The sequence below is a fragment of the Variovorax sp. 54 genome, assembly GCF_002754375.1.
Taxonomy (GTDB): Bacteria; Pseudomonadota; Gammaproteobacteria; order Burkholderiales; family Burkholderiaceae_C; genus Variovorax.
Genome location: NZ_PEFF01000001.1, coordinates 1,875,610 through 1,895,285, shown reverse-complemented (window position 1 = coordinate 1,895,285; position 19,676 = coordinate 1,875,610). Strand labels below are relative to the sequence as shown.

At 68.9% G+C, this 19,676-nt stretch carries 19 protein-coding genes and 1 pseudogene; 11 read left to right on the top strand and 9 right to left on the bottom strand.

The window, feature by feature from the left end:
* Positions 1-16: 16 nt before the first annotated feature.
* Positions 17-853, bottom strand: coding sequence for a segregation and condensation protein A (locus CLU95_RS08580; protein ID WP_056578351.1), 837 nt, complete (start codon positions 851-853; stop codon positions 17-19).
* A 68-nt stretch (positions 854-921) separates the two neighbouring features.
* A complete protein-coding gene (locus CLU95_RS08575; protein WP_056578352.1) occupies positions 922-1,128 on the bottom strand; it encodes a DUF3460 family protein in 207 nt (68 codons plus the stop codon).
* Positions 1,129-1,167: 39 nt separating this feature from the next.
* On the opposite strand from CLU95_RS08575, the gene CLU95_RS08570 reads away from it, so the two are divergent.
* The gene (locus CLU95_RS08570) at positions 1,168-1,671 is read left to right on the top strand and encodes an outer membrane protein assembly factor BamE (RefSeq protein ID WP_099792228.1); all 504 of its coding nucleotides are present in this window, start codon (positions 1,168-1,170) and stop codon (positions 1,669-1,671) included.
* An 8-nt stretch (positions 1,672-1,679) separates the two neighbouring features.
* Here the strand turns inward: CLU95_RS08570 and CLU95_RS08565 are convergent, their stop codons facing one another.
* Entirely contained in the window at positions 1,680-3,359 is a 1,680-nt protein-coding gene (locus CLU95_RS08565; RefSeq protein WP_099792226.1) for a SulP family inorganic anion transporter, read from the bottom strand.
* Between the two features lie 133 nt (positions 3,360-3,492).
* Here CLU95_RS08565 and CLU95_RS08560 point away from each other — a divergent pair, with 133 nt between their 5' ends.
* Positions 3,493-5,205, top strand: coding sequence for a hydrogenase maturation protein (locus CLU95_RS08560; protein WP_099792224.1), 1,713 nt, complete (start codon positions 3,493-3,495; stop codon positions 5,203-5,205).
* Positions 5,206-5,218: 13 nt separating this feature from the next.
* Here the strand turns inward: CLU95_RS08560 and CLU95_RS08555 are convergent, their stop codons facing one another.
* The 4 genes from CLU95_RS08555 to CLU95_RS08540 are packed head-to-tail and all read right to left on the bottom strand — an operon-like array spanning position 5,219 to position 8,409.
* Positions 5,219-5,443, bottom strand: coding sequence for a hypothetical protein (locus tag CLU95_RS08555; RefSeq protein WP_099792222.1), 225 nt, complete (start codon positions 5,441-5,443; stop codon positions 5,219-5,221).
* 34 nt (positions 5,444-5,477) lie between these two features.
* Positions 5,478-6,641 (bottom strand): CaiB/BaiF CoA transferase family protein, encoded by a 1,164-nt coding sequence (locus tag CLU95_RS08550; RefSeq protein WP_099792220.1) that lies wholly within the window; start codon positions 6,639-6,641, stop codon positions 5,478-5,480.
* Positions 6,638-7,612 (bottom strand): Bug family tripartite tricarboxylate transporter substrate binding protein, encoded by a 975-nt coding sequence (locus CLU95_RS08545; protein WP_099792218.1) that lies wholly within the window; start codon positions 7,610-7,612, stop codon positions 6,638-6,640. Before CLU95_RS08545 ends, CLU95_RS08550 begins: the two co-directional genes overlap by 4 nt.
* 41 nt (positions 7,613-7,653) lie before the next feature.
* Entirely contained in the window at positions 7,654-8,409 is a 756-nt protein-coding gene (locus CLU95_RS08540) for an enoyl-CoA hydratase/isomerase family protein (protein WP_099792216.1), read from the bottom strand.
* 58 nt (positions 8,410-8,467) lie between these two features.
* Here CLU95_RS08540 and CLU95_RS08535 point away from each other — a divergent pair, with 58 nt between their 5' ends.
* Positions 8,468-9,139, top strand: coding sequence for a GntR family transcriptional regulator (locus CLU95_RS08535; RefSeq protein ID WP_099792214.1), 672 nt, complete (start codon positions 8,468-8,470; stop codon positions 9,137-9,139).
* 20 nt (positions 9,140-9,159) lie between these two features.
* Here the strand turns inward: CLU95_RS08535 and metG are convergent, their stop codons facing one another.
* A complete protein-coding gene (metG, locus tag CLU95_RS08530) occupies positions 9,160-11,259 on the bottom strand; it encodes a methionine--tRNA ligase (RefSeq protein WP_099792212.1) in 2,100 nt (699 codons plus the stop codon).
* A gap of 268 nt (positions 11,260-11,527) precedes the next feature.
* Here metG and CLU95_RS08525 point away from each other — a divergent pair, with 268 nt between their 5' ends.
* The 5 genes from CLU95_RS08525 (at position 11,528) to CLU95_RS08505 (ending at position 15,437) form a co-directional block, all read left to right on the top strand.
* On the top strand, positions 11,528-12,199 hold the full coding sequence (locus tag CLU95_RS08525; RefSeq protein WP_099792210.1) for a hypothetical protein: 672 nt from the start codon (positions 11,528-11,530) through the stop codon (positions 12,197-12,199).
* A gap of 152 nt (positions 12,200-12,351) precedes the next feature.
* A complete protein-coding gene (locus tag CLU95_RS08520) occupies positions 12,352-13,383 on the top strand; it encodes an isocitrate/isopropylmalate dehydrogenase family protein (protein WP_099792208.1) in 1,032 nt (343 codons plus the stop codon).
* A gap of 29 nt (positions 13,384-13,412) precedes the next feature.
* Positions 13,413-14,135: a phosphodiester glycosidase family protein gene (locus tag CLU95_RS08515; protein WP_099792206.1), complete on the top strand. Its 723-nt coding sequence runs from the start codon at positions 13,413-13,415 to the stop codon at positions 14,133-14,135.
* Between the two features lie 47 nt (positions 14,136-14,182).
* Positions 14,183-14,896 carry a YceH family protein gene (locus CLU95_RS08510; RefSeq protein ID WP_099792204.1) on the top strand — a complete coding sequence of 238 codons (714 nt, stop codon included), beginning with the start codon at positions 14,183-14,185 and terminating at the stop codon, positions 14,894-14,896.
* Positions 14,897-14,981: 85 nt separating this feature from the next.
* The gene (locus tag CLU95_RS08505) at positions 14,982-15,437 is read left to right on the top strand and encodes a hypothetical protein (protein ID WP_099792202.1); all 456 of its coding nucleotides are present in this window, start codon (positions 14,982-14,984) and stop codon (positions 15,435-15,437) included.
* 10 nt (positions 15,438-15,447) lie between these two features.
* Here the strand turns inward: CLU95_RS08505 and CLU95_RS08500 are convergent, their stop codons facing one another.
* Entirely contained in the window at positions 15,448-15,921 is a 474-nt protein-coding gene (locus CLU95_RS08500; RefSeq protein ID WP_099792200.1) for an Lrp/AsnC family transcriptional regulator, read from the bottom strand.
* An 87-nt stretch (positions 15,922-16,008) separates the two neighbouring features.
* On the opposite strand from CLU95_RS08500, the gene CLU95_RS08495 reads away from it, so the two are divergent.
* The 3 genes and pseudogenes from CLU95_RS08495 to CLU95_RS31110 all read left to right on the top strand — a co-directional run bounded on the left by CLU95_RS08495 (position 16,009) and on the right by CLU95_RS31110 (position 19,663).
* Positions 16,009-17,190, top strand: a complete 1,182-nt coding sequence (locus CLU95_RS08495) for a M20 aminoacylase family protein (RefSeq protein WP_099792198.1) — start codon at positions 16,009-16,011, stop codon at positions 17,188-17,190.
* 28 nt (positions 17,191-17,218) lie between these two features.
* Positions 17,219-18,415: pseudogene (locus CLU95_RS31115) on the top strand (diaminopropionate ammonia-lyase); the annotation flags it as partial.
* Complete coding sequence (locus CLU95_RS31110; protein WP_373670020.1) at positions 18,404-19,663, top strand: M20 family metallo-hydrolase; 1,260 nt, start codon at positions 18,404-18,406, stop codon at positions 19,661-19,663. The pseudogene CLU95_RS31115 and the gene CLU95_RS31110, both read left to right, overlap by 12 nt.
* Positions 19,664-19,676: the final 13 nt, after the last annotated feature.

Sequence of the window (19,676 nt, the reverse complement as noted above, 5' to 3'; positions counted from 1 at the left end):
GTGGGAACCGGTAGGGTCAGGCCGGCGAGTAGGCCAGTCGGACGTAAATAGGGGCGAAGGCCTCGGCCTGCGTGATGTCGATCAGCGTTTCTTTCGCGAGCTCGAGCATCGCGATGAAGGTGACGATCAGCACGGGCACGCCGCGCGAAACATCGAAGAGCTTTTCGAACTCGACGAAACGCTGGCCCTGCAGGTGGCGCAGCACGATGCTCATGTGCTCGCGCACGTTGAGTTCTTCGCGTGAGATCTTGTGGTGCTGCACGAGCTTGGCGCGCTTCATGATGTCGGCCCAGGCATCGCGCAGCTCGACCACGTCGACGTCGGGGAAGCGCGGCTTGATCGACTGCTCGATGTAGACCTGCGCCTTCCAGAAGTCGCGCCCGTAGGTGGGCAGCGCGCTGATGGCGGCGGCCTGCAGCTTGGTCTGCTCGTACTCCATGAGCCGGCGAACCAGTTCGGCGCGCGGGTCTTCGGCTTCTTCGCCGTCGGCCACCTTCTTGGGCGGCAGCAGCATGCGCGACTTGATCTCGATCAGCATCGCGGCCATCAGCAGGTATTCGGCCGCGAGTTCGAGGTTGGTCTGGCGAATTTCGTCGACGTAGCTCAGGTACTGCCGCGTGAGTCCCGCCATCGGGATGTCGAGGATGTTGAAGTTCTGCTTGCGGATCAGGTACAGCAACAGGTCGAGCGGGCCCTCGAAGGCCTCCAGAAAAACCTGCAGCGCCTCGGGCGGGATGTACAGGTCTTTCGGCATCGCGAACAGCGGCTCGCCGTAGAGCCGGGCCAGGGCGACCTGGTCGACGACCTCGGGCATGCTGGCCACGATCGTGCCGTTGTCCTCGTCTGCGCTCATGAGGCGGTTGCTATCAACTTAATAGCTGTGCGCGCACGCGGGGCGGCGGGATGCCGGGTGGGCACCATTCACTTGGGTTGGGTCTGGTAGACGTACGGCTGCATCGGCACGCGGGCTTCGCTGTACTCCTCGAGCAGGCTGCGGTCGAGGTGCTTGTCCCAGAGCAGGGCGCGGCCGGCGCGCTGTTCGGCTTCCAGCGTCGGCTTCTTTTCCTTCATCTCCTCGATGAAGTTCGTGATCTCGGAGGTGTAGTGGGGGCGGCGGAAGATAGACATAGACTGGACCTTTATCGCTCGAATTTTACCGGGGACGGCATGCAACGATTTCAGAAGGGCCGGATCGGCCTTGCAGCGGCTCTGCTGGCGGGGCTCATCGGGCTCGCCGGCTGCGATCCGCAGCGCATCAGCGAGCTCGAAGAAGGCGTCTCGACCGAGGCCGACGTGCGCGCGCGTTTCGGCGAACCCGAGAACGTCTGGGACGTGCCCAACGGCCGCGTGCTGGAGTTCAACCGCCAGCCGCAGGGCCAGAAGAACTACATGATCACCATCGGCGCCGACGGCAAGATGAGCGCGCTGCGCCAGGTGCTCACGCCCGAGAACTTCGCCAAGGTGCAGCCCGGCATGATGATGGAAGACCTGCGCAAGCTGCTCGGCAAGCCGGCCAAGGTCACGCCCTATGCGCTCAAGCGCGAGACCGAATGGGAATGGCGCTGGGTGCAGCCGCCGAACTCGTCGATGGTGTTCACGGCCACGCTGAACGACGACCAGCGCGTGGTGCGCAGCGGGTCGTCGCCCGACCGGGGCACCGAGGCGCCGTAGCGCGGCAATCAGGCGCTGTGCGACGCGCCGGGCTGGCCCGTCGTCAGCTCCTCGGCGAAGCCTGAACGCTCCAGCACCTCCAGCGGCTGCGGTTGCAGCGACTCGATGCGCAACAGCCCGTCGCGCGCCAGCACCGCCCGGTGCAGCTGCCGCAGCGCATCGACGCCGGTGGCATCGATGTAGATCAGGTGCGTGGCGTCCAGCACCACCGTCATGCCGCGCGGTGCGCGCTCAGCGGCGTTCACTGCTTCGTCGAGCTTGGCCGCCGCGCCGAAGAACATCGCGCCGTACAGCCGGTAGGTGAGCACCGGCGGCTGCAAGGTCACGAGCTCGACGCTGAACAGCCCGCTCATGCGCCGGATGAAGAGCGCACACGCCAGCACGATGCCCACCTGCACCGCCACCGTGAGGTCGAACACCACGGTGAGTAAGAAGGTGCCGAGCATCAGCAGCCGGTAGTGGCGGCTGAAGTGGCGCAGCTGGCCGGGCGTGAACTCGCGCCATTCGCCCATGTTCAGCCCCACGAACACCAGGATGCCCGCCAGCACCGCGAGTGGCACGTGGCGCGCCAGCGGCGCCGCCAGCAGCACCACGAGCAGCAGCGTGACCGCATGCACGATGCCCGCAATGGGCGAGCTGCCGCCCGAGCGGATGTTGGTCACGGTGCGCGCGATGGTGCCCGTGGCCGGCATGCCGCCGAAAAAGGGCGTGACGATGTTCGCGATGCCCTGCGCCATCAGCTCCTGGTTGGGGTCGTGGCGCGGCTGGCCGCTGACCTGGTCGGCCACGCGCGCGCACAGCAGCGACTCGATGGCGCCGAGCAGCGCGATGGTGAGCGTCGGCGTCACCAGTTGCTTGACGGTCTCCCACGAAAAGTCGGGCAGCGCGAAGGCCGGCACGCCCTCGGGAATGCCGCCGAAGCGCGTGCCGATGGTCTCTACTGGCAGCGCGAAGCCCCACGACACCAGCGTGAGCGACACCAGCGCGACGATCGGCCCCGGGATGCGCCCGACGATCTGCACCGGGCGCGTCTGCACCCACCGCCCGCCCACGCGCTGCACCGCACGCGCCAGCGCCGAGTCGCCGCGAAACAGCCGCGACCACGCCAGCAGGCCGAGCACGCAGGCCAGCCCGAGCGCGAAGGCCTGCGGGTTGAAGGTGTCCAGCCGCAGCGCCATCGCGTGCAGCTGCGAGAACACGTCAGCCGGCATGCGCTCCACCGTGAGGCCGAGCAAATCCTTGAGCTGCGACAGCAGGATCAGCACCGCGATGCCGTTGGTGAAGCCGACCACGATCGACAGCGGCACGAAGCGCACCAGTCGCCCGAGCCCGAACAGCCCCGCCATGAACAGCAGCACGCCCGCGCAGGCGGTGGCGATCAGCAGGTTGGCCACGCCATAGCGCTCGACGATGCCGTAGACGATCACGATGAACGCGCCCGCCGGCCCGCCGATCTGCACGGCCGAGCCGCCCAGGAATGAGATCAGGAAGCCCGCGATGATCGCGGTCCAGATGCCGGCCTCGGGCTTGAGCCCCGAGGCGATGGCAAAGGCCATGGCCAGCGGCAGCGCCACGATGCCCACCGTGGCGCCCGCGCCCAGGTCCCTCAGGAACCGCCCCCGGTCGTAGCCCGCCATCGTGTCCATCAGGCGGGGTCGGAAGCGGGTGAGGTTCAGCGGTGACGACATGTGCGGTCATTGTGGCCCGGCCGTCGCGGCGGGCCCGCGATTTCCCGGGGTGAGTACTTTCAGCCAGCTTATCGGCGGCGAGGCTGAAAGATACATTTTTGACGTTTAGAAACAAACGTCAATGAGGCCGCCCATGCACATCCTGCTCGTCACGAGCGCCTTCAACAGCCTCACGCAGCGCGTGCTGGCCGAACTCCAGGACCGGGGTCACACAGCAGGCATCGTGCTGGCGCTCGGCGATGACGAGGCGCTGCGTGAGGCGGTGCGCCAGCACGCGCCCGCGCTCGTCGTCGCGCCGATGCTGACCACGGCGATTCCCGAGGATGTCTGGCGCGTCCACACCTGCCTGATCGTGCACCCGGGCCCGCCCGGCGACCGGGGCCCGTCGTCGCTCGACCGGACGCTGCAGGGCGGCGTTGCCAGCTGGGGCGTCACCGTGCTCGAGGCCGTGGCCGAGATGGACGCCGGCGATGTCTGGGCCTGGTCGCCGCTGAAGGTGCCGCCGCAGGCCGGCAAGAGCGACCTGTACCGCGGCGAGGTGGCCGATGCCGCCGTCGATGCGGTGCTGCTGGCGGTCGAGCGTTTCGCCTCGGGCACGTACAAGCCGAAGCGGCAGAAGGCGGCCGACCTCGCCGCCGGTTGGCGGCCCTTCATGAAGCAGGCCGAGCGCCGCATCGACTGGGCCACGCAGACCACCGACTCGGTGCTGCAGCACCTGCGCGCGGCCGATTCGCAGCCCGGCGTACTCGACGAACTGCTGGGCGCGCCGTGGTACCTGCACGGCGGCCATGCCGAAGACGAACTGCGCGGCACGCCCGGCGAACTGATCGCCACGCGCACCGGTGCGGTCTGCCGCGCCACGGTAGACGGCGCGGTCTGGCTCACGCAACTGCGGCCTTGGCGCGAGCCGGGTTCGGGCCTGCCGAGCTACAAGCTGCCGGCGGTCGAAGCACTGGGTGCGCGGCTGCCTGCGGGGCTGCCCGAGGTGCCCGCGCCGCTCGAGTTGCCCGCTGGCCGCCGCACCTGGACCGACATGCGCTACAGCGAGCACGGCGCTGTCGGCGTGCTGAACTTCTCGTTCGCGGGCGGCGCCATGAGCACCGCGCAATGCCGGCGTCTGCTGGTTGCCTACCGCTTCGCCTGCACCCGCCCGACGTCGGTGCTGGTGCTCGGCGGGCTGCGCGACTTCTTCTCCAACGGCATCCACCTGAACGTGATCGAGGCGGCGGCCGATCCGGCGGAGGAATCGTGGGCGAACATCCACGCGATGAACGACCTGGTCGAGGCCGTGCTCACCACCACCGACCGCCTCACCGTGGCCGCGCTGGGCGGCAATGCCGCGGCGGGCGGCGTGATGCTCGCGCTTGCGGCCGACGAGGTGTGGTGCCGCGACGGCGTGGTGCTCAACCCGCACTACACGTTGATGGGCCTGCACGGCTCCGAATACTGGACCTACAGCCTGCCGCGCCGCGTGGGCGCCGACGAGGCCGAGCGGCTCACGCAGTCGGCGTTGCCCGTGAGCGCGAAACGCGCGGTGGCGCTGGGCCTGGCGCAGCGCGTGCTGCAGGCGGCGCCGGAGGAGCTGGGTGACGAGGTTGGCCGGCTGGCCGCGCAACTGGCGGCATCGCCGGACCTGGCTGCGCGCGTTGCGCAGAAGCAGGCGGTGCGCGCCCGCGACGAAGCGGCCAAGCCGCTGCAGGCGTATCGCGACGAGGAGCTGGCGCACATGCGGCGCAATTTCTTCGATCCGGCCGAGCCGCACGCGGCGCTGCGTTCGGCCTTCGTGCGCAAGGAGAAGGCGCAGCACACGCCCGCGCACCTCGCGGCGCTGGGCCTGCCGCGCTGAGGCGGGAAGCGGATCAGTCCTTGCTGTCGGGAATCACCGCGTCGGCCGCCGCACCCACCACCTTGCCGGTGATACGCGCGGTGCCGATGGCGGCATCGGCCGCGAGGCCGACTGCGCCGGCGCCCACGCTCACGGCGGTGCTCGCGACGCTGACCACCGCGCAGCCGCTCAGCAGCAGCGCACCCGCGAGGCCGAGCGCGGAAAGGACGAAGGGGCGGAGGCGGTCACTGCGTTGCATGGGCCGGATTCTGCACCTGCCGGCCCCGTCCTGCTCAAGCCTGCGCGAGTGACGCCAGGATGGCTTTCCGGTCCTGGTCCAGCCGCGGCGGCTGCCGCCGCACCTGCGTGCGCAGCCCGCCGACATGCACCGGGTTGCCCGCCACCGTGAGCGACTGGCCGCCCTGCGTGCGCACCTGCACCAGCATCTCGCGCGCCTGCACCTGCGGGTCTTTCACCACCGCCGCCACGTCGTTGTAGTCGCCGGTGGGAATGTTGTGCTGCATCAGCAGCGCCTGCCAGTGTGCGCAGGGCGCGGTCGACAGGCGCTCTTCGAGCAATTGCTTCAGCGCCTCGTGGTGCTGGCAGCGTGCCGCGTTGGTGGCAAAGCGCGCGTCCTCGGCGAGCGCGGGCAGGTCGAGGGCAGTGCACAGGCGCTGGAACAGCGCGTCGTTGCCCGCCGCGATCACGAACCAGCCGTCGGCTGCGCGGAACACGTCGAAGGGCGTGATCGACGGGTGCCGCGAGCCGATCGGCCCCGGCGCGCGGCCTTCCGCCTCCATGCGCGAGATCGCGTTCTCGAGCAGCGCGACCTGGCAGTCGAGCATCGCCACGTCGACCCGGTCGCCCCGGCCCGTGCGACCGCGCTGCAGCAGCGCGGCCTGCGTGCCGATGGCCGCGTACAGGCCCGCGCCGAGGTCGCCGATCGACACGCCCACGCGCGTCGGCGGCGCGCCCGGGTGGCCGGTGAGGCTCATGATGCCGCCCATTGCCTGCACCACCATGTCGTAGGCGGGGCGCTTGCTGTACGGCCCGGTCTGGCCGAAGCCCGAGACCGAGGTGAACACCAGTTGGGGAAAGCGCGCCCGCAGCGTCGGCCAGTCGTAGCCCAGCTTTTCCATCGTGCCGGGCCGGAAGTTCTCGACCAGCACGTCGGCCGTGGCCAGCAGCTGTTCGAAGACCGCGCGGTCGGCCGGCGCCTTCAGGTCGAGCGCAATCGACTCCTTGTTGCGGTTGACCGACATGAAGTAGGCCGAGTCGCCCTCGACGAAGGGGCCGATCTGCCGCGCGTCGTCGCCCAGGCCGGGCTGCTCCACCTTGATGACGCGCGCGCCCAGGTCGGCGAGCAGCATCGTGCAGTACGGGCCTGCGAGCACGCGGGTCAGGTCGATGACGGTGAAGCCCTGCAGCGGGCCCGCCTTGGTTGCGTCGGTCGTCATTCGATGCTCGCGCCGGAGCGCGCGGTGAGTTCCTTCGACTTCGCGCCTTCGGCCAGGGCCCAGGCACGGAATTCGGCCAGCGACTTCGAGGGCGCCGACTCGTTGCCCGACTTCTCCAGTCGCGCCTTCACCTCGGGGTCGTTGAGCGCCGCCACGCTGGCGTCGAACAGCTTCTGCGTCACCTCCGGCGGCAGGCCTGCGGGTGCGAAGAGGCCGAACCAGAAGGTGTAGTCGTAGCCCTTCACGCCGGCCTCGGCCACGCTGGGCACGTCGGGAAAGAGCGGCGAGCGTTGGCCCGAGGTGACGGCCAGCACGCGCAGCTTCTGGCCCTGCGCCATCGGCAGCACCGAGGGCGGCGTGCCGAAGGTGAGCTGCACGTCGCCCGCGGCCACGGCCTGGATCGACGGGGCGCCGCCCTTGTACGGCACATGCAGCATCTGCACGCCGGCTGCCTTCTCGAACGACAGGCCGGCCAGGTGCGTGACCACGCCGGCGCCCGACGACGAATACGCCAGCTTGCCGGGGTTCTGCCGCGCCTCGGCGATCAGCGCCTGCACGGTCTTCGCGCTCACGTCCTTGTTGACGGCCAGCAGCATCGGCGCGGAGCTCCAGCGCGAGATCGGCACGAAGCTTTTCGCGCCGTCGTACTTCACGCTCTTGTAGAGCAGCTTGTCGCTGCCGTAGAGGTTGGCGCTGCCCAGCAGCAGCGTGTAGCCGTCGGGCGCGGCGCGCGCGACCTGGTCGGATGCGATGGTGGTGCCGGCGCCCGGCTTGTTGTCGATGACGATCGGCTGGCCGAGCAGCTTGGCCATCTTGTCGCTCACGATGCGTGCCACGGTGTCGGCACCGCCGCCGGCGGGGAAGCCCACCACCAGCGTGATCGGCCGCGAGGGGTAGGTGTCGGCCAGCGCGCCGGCCGAGGCCAGCAGCGCGGCGGCCGCGAACGAGAGGGCTCGCAGTTCTTGCTTCATGGGTTGTCTCCTGAGTCTTGTGTAGGGAAGGGCGGGCGCGCTCAGCGGCCCTGGAACACCGGCGTGCGCTTCTCGCGCCAGGCCCGGCCGCCCTCGGCGAGGTCTTCGGACGCGACGGTGCGCTGCACCTCGCGTGCGATGGAGGCGGCATCGGCAGTGCCGCGTGCGATCTGGTTCAGGTGCTTCTTCATGCCCAGCAGCGCCAGCGGCGCCATGCCGGCAAGCACGGTGCGCAGGCGCTGCACCTCGGTGTCCAGCGCTGCGGCGTCCTCGACCAGTTGCGTGAGGAAGCCGCAGTCGCGCATGGCGGCGCCGTCGAGCTTCTCGGCGGTGAGGAACAGCCGCTTGGCCGTGTCCAGCCCCAGCCGCGATACGTAGCGCTCCATGCCGCTCTGGTAGTAGTGCAGGCCGAGCCGGGCGGCCGGCATGAACATCTCGGCGGCGCGGGCGCCCACGCGGAAGTCGCAGGCCAGCACGAGGTCGGTCGCGCCGCCGTAGACGCCGCCGTGCACCGCCGCGATGGTGACCGCGCGGCAGTTTTCGAACACATCGACCATCTCGCCGAAGCTGCGGCCCTCGGTCTGGCTCTGGGTGGCTACTTCTGATATATCAAACCCGCTGCAAAAGTACTTACCCTCGGCGCGCAGGACCAGCACCAGCACCTCGGGCGTGCGGTTCACCGTGTCCACATGCTGGATCAGCACGGGCAAGTCCTCCGGCGTGAGCTTGTTGGCGGCCTGGGGGCGGTGCAGCGTCAGGTAGGCGACGTGGCCGTCGATCGCAAGGGTGGGAGACATTGATGTACCAAACAGATGAATTGATATATCTGTAAGGTTAGCTAATATCCAGATTGCCATGCAACCCGCGAAAACCCTCGACACCCACAGCCTGCAGGACCGCATCCGCGCCCGGCTCGAACAAGACATCCTGGGCGGCGTGCTGTCGCCCGGCATGCCCATCGACGAAAAGGCGCTGGCCCTGAGCTTCAACACCTCGCGCACGCCGGTGCGCGAGGCGCTGCTGCTGCTCAGTGCGCGGGGGCTCGTCGACATCGTTCCGCGCACCGGCATCTACGTGCGCCAGCTGCGGGCGAACGAACTGGTCGCGATGATGGAAGCGCTCGGCGAGCTCGAAGGCGTGCTGGCGCGGCTGGCGGCGCTGCGCATCGGCCCGGCACTGCGCGACGAGTTGCTGCGCGCCCTGGCCGACACCGCCGCACAGGCGCAGGCAGACGACGCCGAGGCCTACCAGCAGGCCAACGCCGCGCTGCACGGCGTGATCTACCGCGCCAGCGGCAACCCCTTCATCGTGGAACAGGCGCAGACCGTGCGCCTGCGCATCGCGGCCTACCGCGGCCGGATGTTCGAGAAGCCCGGACGGCTCGCCGCTTCACAGCGGGAGCACGAACGGGTGGTCGAGTGGATTCTCAAAGGCCACGCGGACAACGCCGCGGAGGCGATGCGCGACCACATCTCGGTGGGCGGCAAGGTGTTTGCCGACCTCGTGCTGAACAACAAGTTCGGCTAGTTCTTCTTTTCGACGTCGGGTCAGCGCACGCGCATGCCCGGCGTCGCGCCCGCCCAGGGCTCGAGCACGTGGATGCCCGGGTGGGCCTTTTCGTCGCCATGGCTCGCGGCCAGCACCATGCCTTCGCTGATGCCGAACTTCATCTTGCGCGGCGCGAGGTTGGCGACCAGCACCGTGAGCTTGCCCACGAGCTGCTCCGGCTGGTAGGCCGAGGCGATGCCGCTGAACACATTGCGCGTCTTGCCTTCGCCCGCGTCGAGCGTCAGGCGCAGCAGCTTGGTCGAGCCCTCGACCTTCTCGCAGGCCACGATCTTCGCGAGGCGCAGATCGATCTTCACGAAGTCGTCGATCGTGATGGTCGGCGCGATGGCTTCGCCGCCCGGCAGGTCTTGTGCTTCCACGGCGACGGGCGCGGCGGCTGCGGCGGCTTCCGGCACGTCGAACAGCTTGTCGACCACCTTGGCATCGGCACGCTGCATCAGGTGCTTGTAGTCGCCGATGGCGTGGCCGGCCGGCAGCGCTTGCGCGGCGTCGGCCCAGGTCAGCGGCGCGATCTTCAGGAAGGCCTCGACGTTCACGGCCAGCGCCGGCAGCACCGGCTTCAGGTACAGCGTGAGCAGGCGGAAAGCTTCGATGCACACCGTGCACACGTCGTGCAGGCGCGCCTCGGCACCTTCCTTCTTGGCCAGTTCCCAGGGCTTGTTCTGGTCGACGTACTCGTTCACCTTGTCGGCCAGCGCCATCACCTCGCGCAGCGCGCGGGCGTAGTCGCGGCCGTCGTACAGCGACTGCACCTGCGTGGCCGCAGCACGCAGCGTGGACAGCAGCGTGTCGCCGTCGGCCGACACCGCGCCCAGTTGGCCGCCGAAGCGCTTGCCGATGAAGCCGGCCGCGCGGCTGGCGATGTTGATGTACTTGCCCACGAGGTCGCTGTTGACGCGCGCCACGAAGTCGTCGGGGTTGAAGTCGATGTCCTCGTTGCGGCCGTTGAGCTTGGCGGCGATGTAGTAGCGCAGCCATTCGGGGTCGAGCCCGATCGACAGGTACTTCAGCGGGTCGATGCCGGTGCCGCGGCTCTTGCTCATCTTCTCGCCGCTCACCGTCAGGTGGCCGTGCACGTAGATGGCGTTGGGCGCCTTGCGGCCGCTGAAATGCAGCATCGCGGGCCAGAACAGCGTGTGGAAGGTGATGATGTCCTTGCCGATGAAGTGCACCTGCTCCAGCTCGGGGTCGGCCATGTACTCGGTGTACGAGATGCCGTCGCCGCCCAGCTCGATGCAGCGCTTGTCCAGCAGGTTCTTCAGCGAGGCCAGGTAGCCCACGGGTGCGTCCATCCACACGTAGAAGTACTTGCCCGGCGCATCGGGGATCTCGATGCCGAAGTAGGGCGCGTCGCGGCTGATGTCCCAGTCGCCCAGGCCGCCCTTGCCTTCGTCGTCCTTGTAGAGCCACTCGCGGATCTTGTTCTGCACTTCGGACTGCACGTGGCCCGGGGCGGCGGTCCATTCCTTCAGGTAGGCCTCGCAGCGCGGGTCCGACAGCTTGAAGAAGAAGTGCTCCGAGCTGCGCAGCTCGGGCTTGGCGCCCGACAGCGCCGAGTACGGGTTGATCAGCTCGGTGGGCGCGTACACGGCGCCGCACACCTCGCAGTTGTCGCCGTACTGGTCTTTCGCGTGGCAGTTGGGGCACTCGCCCTTGATGAAGCGGTCGGCCAGGAACATGCCCTTGGCCGGGTCGTAGAACTGCTCGACGCTCTTGGTCTCGATGAGGCCGGCGGTGCGCAGGTCGCGGTAGATGTCTTGTGCGAGCTGATGGTTCTCGGGCGCGTCGGTCGAGTGCCAGTTGTCGAAGGCGATGTGGTAGCCGTCCAGGTAGGGCTTGCGGCCCGCGGCGATTTCGGCCACGAAGGCCTGCGGCGTCACGCCGGCCTTGTCGGCCGCGATGGTGATGGCCGCGCCGTGTGCGTCGTCGGCGCACACGAAGTTGACCTCGGCGCCATTCATTCGCTGGTTCCGCACCCAGATGTCGGCCTGGATGTATTCCATCATGTGGCCGATGTGGAACTTGCCGTTGGCATACGGCAGGGCGGTGGTAACGAAGAGCTTGCGCGGGGCGGACATCGGGGAGGGCGCTTTCGGGAGTGGTACGGACGGAACCGGGCATTTTAGGTGGCGGCGTCCGCCGGTGGGTTCGGTGACGCATCAACCCCCATGTCCCGCATGTCCCGCATGTCCCCTATGCCCCACGCCATCGATCTCCGTGCTTGCATCGCCGGATTCGCCGCGCGCTTCGCTGCTCGATCAGGCGCTGCCCGACGACCCACATTGAGCCGAAAAATCGGCGAAAAGTGCATGGCATCATCCCCGCTCGAACCACTGGGAGGATTCAATGCACAACACCAAGTCACTTGCATTCAAGGCAATTCTGGGCGCCGCCATCGCGGCCGCGGCAACCACCAGCGCCATCGCCGCCGCACCGTCTTTTGCCGATTGCTTCAAGCTCAAGCCCGGCGTGGCCTACACGCTGAGCGACCGCTCGAAGGTCCAGATCATCAAGTCCCAGTTCGCGGGCAAGGCCGCCATGGGCGTGGTCAGCACCGACGGCGGCGTCAAGACGGTCAATTTCTTCGACGAAACCGGCCGCCAGCGGCTGGGTTCCGAGCAGTACGGCATCGCGGCGCTCGGCGGAAACGCCAGCAAGGTGGTCATCAAGGAAGTCTTTGCGGCCCCGTTCCCCGAGGTGCCGGCCGACGTCAAGCCGGGTGCCAGCTTCAAGCTGGCCGGCAAGGGCGTGAAGACGACGAGCGCGGGCAATGAGCCGTTCGACTTCGGCAAGAAGTACCAGGCGGACCTCGTTTTCGTGGGCTTCGAGAACCTGGAACTGAAGCCGAACTACAACGCCCGCACTTTCGAAAACGTCTGCCACATGCGCTCCCGCGGCGAAGACAACGCGGTCGACTCCTGGTACGCACCGGAGTACGGCGTCATCAAGATGCAGGTGAAGACCGCCAAGGGCGAGGCGCTCTTCAGCTACGAACTCGACGGCCTGGAAGAACGTTGAGGCGCGGGCGGGAAGGTCGACTGGAAAATCGGACGCCACTTCCCGTTCTTCCTGTACGTCCCTGGGGGCATACGGTCTTGGGCCTGCCGCGCAGGCACACCGTGGGATGATGCCCGCCAGCCATTTCGCCAACCGACCTGAGCGCCCATTCCATGACCACTTCCATTCCCGCAACCCTGATCCCCGGCGACGGCATCGGCCCTGAAATCGTCGACGCGACCCTGGCCGCGCTCGATGCGCTGAAGGCGCCTTTCGTGTGGGACACCCAGATCGCCGGCCTGGGCGGCGTCAAGGCCTCGGGCGACCCGCTGCCCAAGGCCACGCTCGACAGCATCCGCAGCACCCGGCTCGCCCTCAAGGGCCCGCTCGAAACTCCCTCGGGCGGCGGCTACCGCTCGTCGAACGTGCGGCTGCGCGAGGAGTTCCAGCTGTACGCCAACCTGCGCCCCGCGCGCACCATCATCCCGGGCGGTCGCTACGACAAGATCGACCTCGTGGTCGTGCGCGAGAACCTCGAAGGCCTGTACATCGGCCACGAGCACTACGTGCCCATCGACGGCGACCCGCATGCCGTGGCCATGGCCACCGGCGTCAACACCCGCAAGGGCAGCCGCCGCCTGCTCGAATACGCGTTCGACACCGCCGTGGCCACCGGCCGCAAGAAGGTCACGCTGGTCCACAAGGCCAACATCATGAAGGCGCTCACGGGCCTCTTCCTGGAGACCGGCCTCGACCTGTACGAAGAGAAGTACAAGGGCCAGTTCGAGCTCGACACCGTGATCATCGACGCCTGCGCGATGAAGCTGGTGCTCAACCCCTGGCAGTTCGACATGCTGGTGACCACCAACCTGTTCGGCGACATCCTCTCGGACCTCGTGGCCGGGCTGGTCGGCGGCCTGGGCATGGCGCCCGGCGCCAACATCGGCACCGACGCCGCGATCTTCGAGGCCGTGCACGGCTCGGCGCCCGACATCGCCGGCAAGGGCATCGCCAACCCGACCGCGCTGCTGCTGGCCGCCGCGCTCATGCTCGACCACGTCAAGCGGCCCGAGCTGGCCACGCGCCTGCGCACCGCCATCGACCAGACGCTCAACCTGGACAACGTGCGCACCGGCGACCTCGGCGGCACGGCCGGCACGGCGGCCTTCACCAAGGCGCTGGTCGCGCGCATCCACGGCGGTTGAGCAAAAAAAACGGCAGCGCAGGTCGTCGCATGAAAAAACTGCTGCTGCCTGCGCTGGTCTTCCTGCTCGCCGGCCTGGCGTGGTCCGCCGCCGGGGCCGCAGACGCGCCGCGCTACACCGTCGTGAAGGTCGACCTTCGCACCGAGCGGCTCGCGCTGTTCCTGAACGACGACACGGGCGCCGCCTTCAAGCGCTTCGACCGGCTCGAGGCCTGGTTGAAGGCGCGCCACAAGCACTTGCTGTTCGCGGTGAACGCCGGCATGTACCACGCCGACTTTGCACCGGTCGGCCTGCTGGTGCGCGAAGGCCGCGAGGAAGCGCCTTTGAATTTGGCCGACGGTGTCGGCAATTTCTTTCGCAAGCCCAACGGCGTGTTCCTGGTGACGGCCGAGGGGCCGCGCATCGTCGAGGCGTCGGAGTACCCGGCGGTGGTTGCGAAGGGCGGCGTGCAGCTGGCAACCCAGTCGGGCCCGCTGCTGCTGCGCCACGGCGCGGTGCATCCGGCGCTCATTCCCAATTCGGATTCGCGCAAGACCCGCAACGGCGTGTGCGTGTCGGGCCCGACGGCCGTCTTCGTCTTTGCCGAAACGCCGGTGAATTTCTACGATTTCGCGCTCTACTTCCGCGATGTGCTGCATTGCCGCGACGCGCTGTACCTCGACGGCACCGTGTCGGCGATCTACTCGAAGACACTGCAGCGCAACGACTTCGTGCGCGACCTCGGGCCGATGCTGGCCGTGGTGGCGCCCTGAGGCGCGTGCGTGCCCTTTTCACTTCTGTCGTCCCTTCTTCCCGAGCCATGTCCACCACACCGCTGCCCGTCCTGTCCCTCCTCGAAACCCGCGTGCTCGGGGTGCTGGCCGAAAAGCAGCGCACCGTGCCCGACAGCTACCCGCTCACGCTCAATTCGCTGGTGTCGGGCTGCAACCAGAAGACCAGCCGCAACCCGGTGCTCGAACTCAGCGAGTCGCAGGTGCAAGCCGCCATCGAGAGCCTGAAGGGCTACAGCCTCGTGGCCGAAACCAGCGGCGGGCGCGCCTTCCGCTACGAACACAACGCCGACCGCGTGCTGCGCATTCCGTCGCAGTCGGTCATCCTGCTCACCGTGCTGATGCTGCGTGGCCCGCAGACGGCCGGCGAACTGCGCATCGCCTGCGACCGCATGCACAACTTCGCCGACATCTCGTCGGTCGAAGGCTTCCTCAACGAGCTGTCCGAGCGCCCCGCCGGCGCGCTGGTGGTGAAGCTGGCGCGCCTGCCCGGCGCGCGCGAAAGCCGCTGGGCGCACCTGCTGAGCGGGCCGCCGGCGGAAGAGGTGGCGGGGCCGGGCGCATCGGGCGATGGCGCCTTTGCCACGCACGGCGATTCGCTCGGCGAGGTCGCGGCGCTCAAGGCCAACGTGGCGCGGCTCGAGACCGAGGTGGCGTCGCTGAAGGCGCTGCTGGGGCGCGTGTGCTCGGAGCTGGGCATTTCCCCTGACGCACCAGCCACGCCAGAAGCACCCGAGGCCTGATCCCCCCGCTTCACAAAGGCTTCATCCAGCCCGCACATTCGCCGCCTACCGTCGGACCCATTGCGAACCCAATGGAGCTCCGACCATGGACCACGGACAGACAGCAGCCTGGCGCGACCACACGCCCTTCGACGACATCACCCGCCGCCTGCTGGGCGGCCTGGCGGCCCTCGCCGGCATTGCCAGCCTCTACGCCTTCTTCTGGTGGGCCGCCTCGGCCACCGGTTTCCTGCTGTTCGACGGCTGGTGGCACACCTGGTGCGGCCTGGGCACGGCCCTCGCGTTCCGCGACGCGGATTCGGCGTTCTACCTGCTGAGCTGGACGCTGTCGGTCATTGGCGGCGCATTCGGCTGGGTCGCGTTGACCGCATTCGCCGTGACCCATCGGCGCGGCTGGGGCGCGGTGCCGACGTGGATCAAGGTCGGCTGCTTCCTCGGCGCCGTCGCAGGGCTGGCCTTCGAACCCGGCCGGCTGCTGGCCATGGCCCCGATCGTCGGCGCGGTGCTGCTGATGCTGCGATCGATGCTGCCGGTGCGCTGAGCCCGCGCCCTCAGCCCCCCACCGACACCGGCACATCCAGGCTCACCTTCACCGGGTCCATCGTCACCAGCGTGCGAAAGCGCTTGACGTTGTTGCTCTGGAAAAACAGCTGGCGGGTGAGTGCCGTGTACTGCGCCATGTCGCGCACCACGCACACGAGGATGAAGTCCCACTCGCCCGTCACGTAGTAGCACTGCTGCACCTGTGGGCAGTCGCGAAAGCTCTGCTTCATGGCGTCGAGCCGTTCGATCTGCTCGCTCTCGGCCTCGACCTCGACCACGATGGTGAGTGGGTGCCCGAGCGCGGCCGGCGACAGCACGGCGCCGTGGCGCTGGATCACGCCCTCGTCGCGCAGGCGCTTGAGCCGGCGGTTCACCGCCGCCGTCGACAGGTGGATGCGCTCGCCGAGTTCGCCCTGCGAGAGGCGGCTGTCGGCCTGGATCAGTTCCAGCAGGTGCAGGTCGAGGGCGTCGAGGGGCGTCATGAAAAGAAAAGGCTTCACGCAAAAACGTTGCGTGGCGGCGGCTCATTTTGCGCACCTGTCCCGCCGCGTTGTCAATAGCATCTCGCCATGAAGTTTCCAGACCACCCCCTGCGCGACCAGCTGGCCGGTTGGCGGCACCAGCTGCATGCGATGCCCGAGACCGGCTTCGAGGAAGCAAAAACCTCGGCCTTCATTGCCAACGCGCTGCGGGCGCTGGGGCTCGAGGTGCACACCGGCATCGGCGGCACCGGGCTGGTCGCCAGCCTCACGGTGGGCAGCGGAACGGGCGTGATCGGCCTGCGCGCCGAGATGGACGCGCTCGCCATCACCGAGCTGGCAACCGAGCGGCCCTACGCTTCCGGCACGCCCGGGCGCATGCACGCCTGCGGCCACGACGGTCACATGGCGATGGTGCTCGGCGCGGCGCAGCTGCTGCGCGAGCGGCGCGATTTCGACGGCACCGTGCGCTTCATCTTCCAGCCCGCCGAAGAGCACGGCCGCGGCGCCCGCGCGATGATGGAAGACGGCCTGTTCACGCGCTTTCCGGCCGACGAGATCTACGGCCTGCACAACATGCCCGGCCTGCCTGCCGGCACCTTCGCCACGCGCGCGGGTGGCCTGATGGCGAGCGAAGACAACTTCGTCATCCACATCCACGGCCGGGGCACGCACGCCGCGCGACCGCACATGGGCATCGACCCGATCGTGATCGGCGCGCAGATCGTGCTGGCGCTGCAGACCATCGTCTCACGCACGCTCGATCCCGGCGCGCAGGCCGTGGTGTCGTGCACCGAGTTCATCACCGACGGCATCCGCAACGCGATTCCGTCGAACGTGGTCATCAAGGGCGACACGCGCAGCTACGACCCCGCCGTGCAGCGCATGCTGGAGGCGCGCATGCGCGAGATCAGCGAAAGCATCTGCCGCATGCACGGTGCGGACTGCACGTTCAGCTACACGCACGAGTTCGCGCCCACCGTGAACTGGGCCGAATGCGTGCCGACCGCGGTGGCCGCCGCCACGGCCGTGGTGGGCGCAGAGAAGGTCGATGCCAACGTCGCGCCGATGATGATCTCGGAAGACTTCGGCGCCTTCCTGCGCGCCGTGCCGGGCGCCTTCGTCTTCCTGGGCAACGGCGCCGAGGGCGAGCCCGGCGGCACGCCGCTGCACAACGGCCGCTACGACTTCAACGACGCGGTGCTGACCACGGGCGCGCGCTATTTCGCGGAGATCGTGCGGCTGCGGCTTCCCGTGCGCACCGCCGCCTGATCCATTTTTCTTTTCCGGTTTTCTTCCCATGCTCTTCGCCAACCCTCACGCGCAACGGCGCGGCTACGACGCGGCCCTGCAGGCCGTCATGAACATCGCACGCGGCCGCGAGAGCCGCCAGTGGCTGTCCACCTGGGACCGGCTCGCGCCGCAGCCGACACCCGCGTGGCGCTTGCCCCGGCTCGCGGCACAACTGGGCATCGCGCAGGTCGTCGTGAAAGACGAATCGCGCCGCTCCGCGCTCGGCAGCTTCAAGGTGCTCGGCGCGCCGGTGGCCTTGCTGCGCCTGGTGCTGCGCCGCTGGCCCGACCGGGGCTGGACGCCGGCCGACCTGTTCGCGGGCCGGCACGCCGCAGCGCTGCGCGACTTCGTCGTCATCAGCGCGACCGACGGCAACCATGGCCGCGCACTGGCCGCGGCCGCGCAGAGCATGGGCTGCCGCTGCGTGATCGTGCTGCACGCCCAGGTCAGCGAAGAGCGCGAGGCGCCCATCGCCGCGCTCGGCGCCGAGATCGTGCGCATCGCCGGCAACTACGACGCCTCGGTGGAGGAGGCCGCGCGCCTGGCTCAGGCGAATGGCTGGGAGGTGGTCTCCGACACCTCCTACGAAGGCTACGAAGAGATTCCGCGCGACGTGATGCAGGGCTACGGCATCCTCGTCGACGAGCTGCTGGAGAACACCGCGCCCGGCGCGCCGTGCCCCTTCACCCACGTCATCGTGCAAGGCGGCGTCGGCGGGCTCGCAGCCGGCGTGGCCAGCCATGTCTGGGAGCGCTACGGCGCCGCGCGCCCGACGCTCATCGTCGTCGAGCCCGAGCAGGCCGACTGCCTGCTGCAAAGCGCGCGCAGCGGCCGCCCCGACCGCGCCACCGGCAGCGTCGACTCCGTGATGGCCGGGCTGGCCTGCGGCGAGACCTCACCGCTCGCGTGGCGCTTTCTGCAGCCCTCCGTCGACCTCTTCATGACCGTCACCGATGCCGACGCTGAACACGCCATGCGCACCTTCGCCACCGGCGAGGCGGGCGACGTGCCCGTGCTGGTCGGCGAATCCGGCGCTGCAGGCTTGGCTGCGCTGCAGGTGCTCGCGGCCGATCCCGAACTGGCGCGCACCGCCGGCCTCGACGCCAGCTCGCGCGTGCTGCTGTTCAGCACCGAGGGCGCGACCGCGCCCGGCGTGTACCGCGCGCTGACCGGTCGCTGGGGCGAAGAAGTCGTGACGGCGCAGACGCAATGGCTGCAACGCGAAGGCATCGCTGAAGCGGCGCTGATGGCGCGCATCGACGACCATGCCGCCATCGGCGCGACCGCGCAAGGCGGCGTCTGCCGCATCGCACTCACCGACGCCGACCGCGCAGGCCGCGACCAGCTCGTGCAGTGGATGCGAGACCTGGGCCTCACGGTGCGCATCGACCGCATCGGCAACATCTTCGGCATCCGCCCCGGCCAACGGCCCGGTGCAAAACCTGTGATGACCGGCTCGCACATCGACACCGTCGCCACGGGCGGGCGCTACGACGGCAACTACGGCGTGATGGCCGGCCTCGAGGTGGTGCGCTGGCTCAACGAACGCCAGCGCCAGACGCTGCGCCCCTTCGTGGTCGCCGCCTTCACCAACGAGGAGGGCGTGCGCTTCATGCCCGACATGCTGGGCTCGCTGGTGCATGCGGGCGGCCTGGCGCTCGATGCCGCGCTCGACACCGTCGCCACCGACGGCGCGCGGCTGGGCGACGAACTCGCGCGCATCGGCTACGCGGGCGACATGCCCTGCGGCACGCTGGTGCCGCATGCGTTTGTCGAGCTGCACATCGAGCAGGGCCCGGTGCTGGAGGCCGAAGGCATCACCATCGGCGCGGTGGCCGACCTGCAGGGCATCTCATGGCAGGAGATCGTCGTCACCGGCCAGTCGAACCACGCGGGCACCACGCCGATGCGCCTGCGCCACGACGCCGGCTACTGCGCCGCCGCCATCGCGGTGTTCGTGCGCGAGCTGGCGCGACGCTACGGCGGCAGCCAGGTCGCAACCGTCGGTGCGATCGACCTGCACCCCAACCTCATCAACGTGATCGCGGCGCGCGCCACACTCACGGTCGACCTGCGCAACACCGACGAGGCGATGCTGCAGGCGGCCGAAGGCGAACTCGCGAACTACCTGCGGCAACTCGAAGCGACCGAAGGCGTGACCGTCGAAGCCCGCACGCTGGCGCGCTTCGAGCCAGTGCCCTTCGACGAGCGGCTGGTGCGCGTCATCGAAGCCAGTGCGCATGCACGCGGCCTGAGCCACCGCCGCATGACCTCAGGTGCGGGCCACGACGCGCAGATGATGGCGCGCATCGCGCCCGCCGCCATGATCTTCGTGCCGAGCGTGCGCGGCATCAGCCACAACCCGAAAGAGCACACGGCGAGCGCCGACCTGGTGCAGGGCGCGAATGTGCTGATGGATGTGGTTCTGGGGTTGGTGGACGAAGCGGGGTGAGCGGCGGGATGTC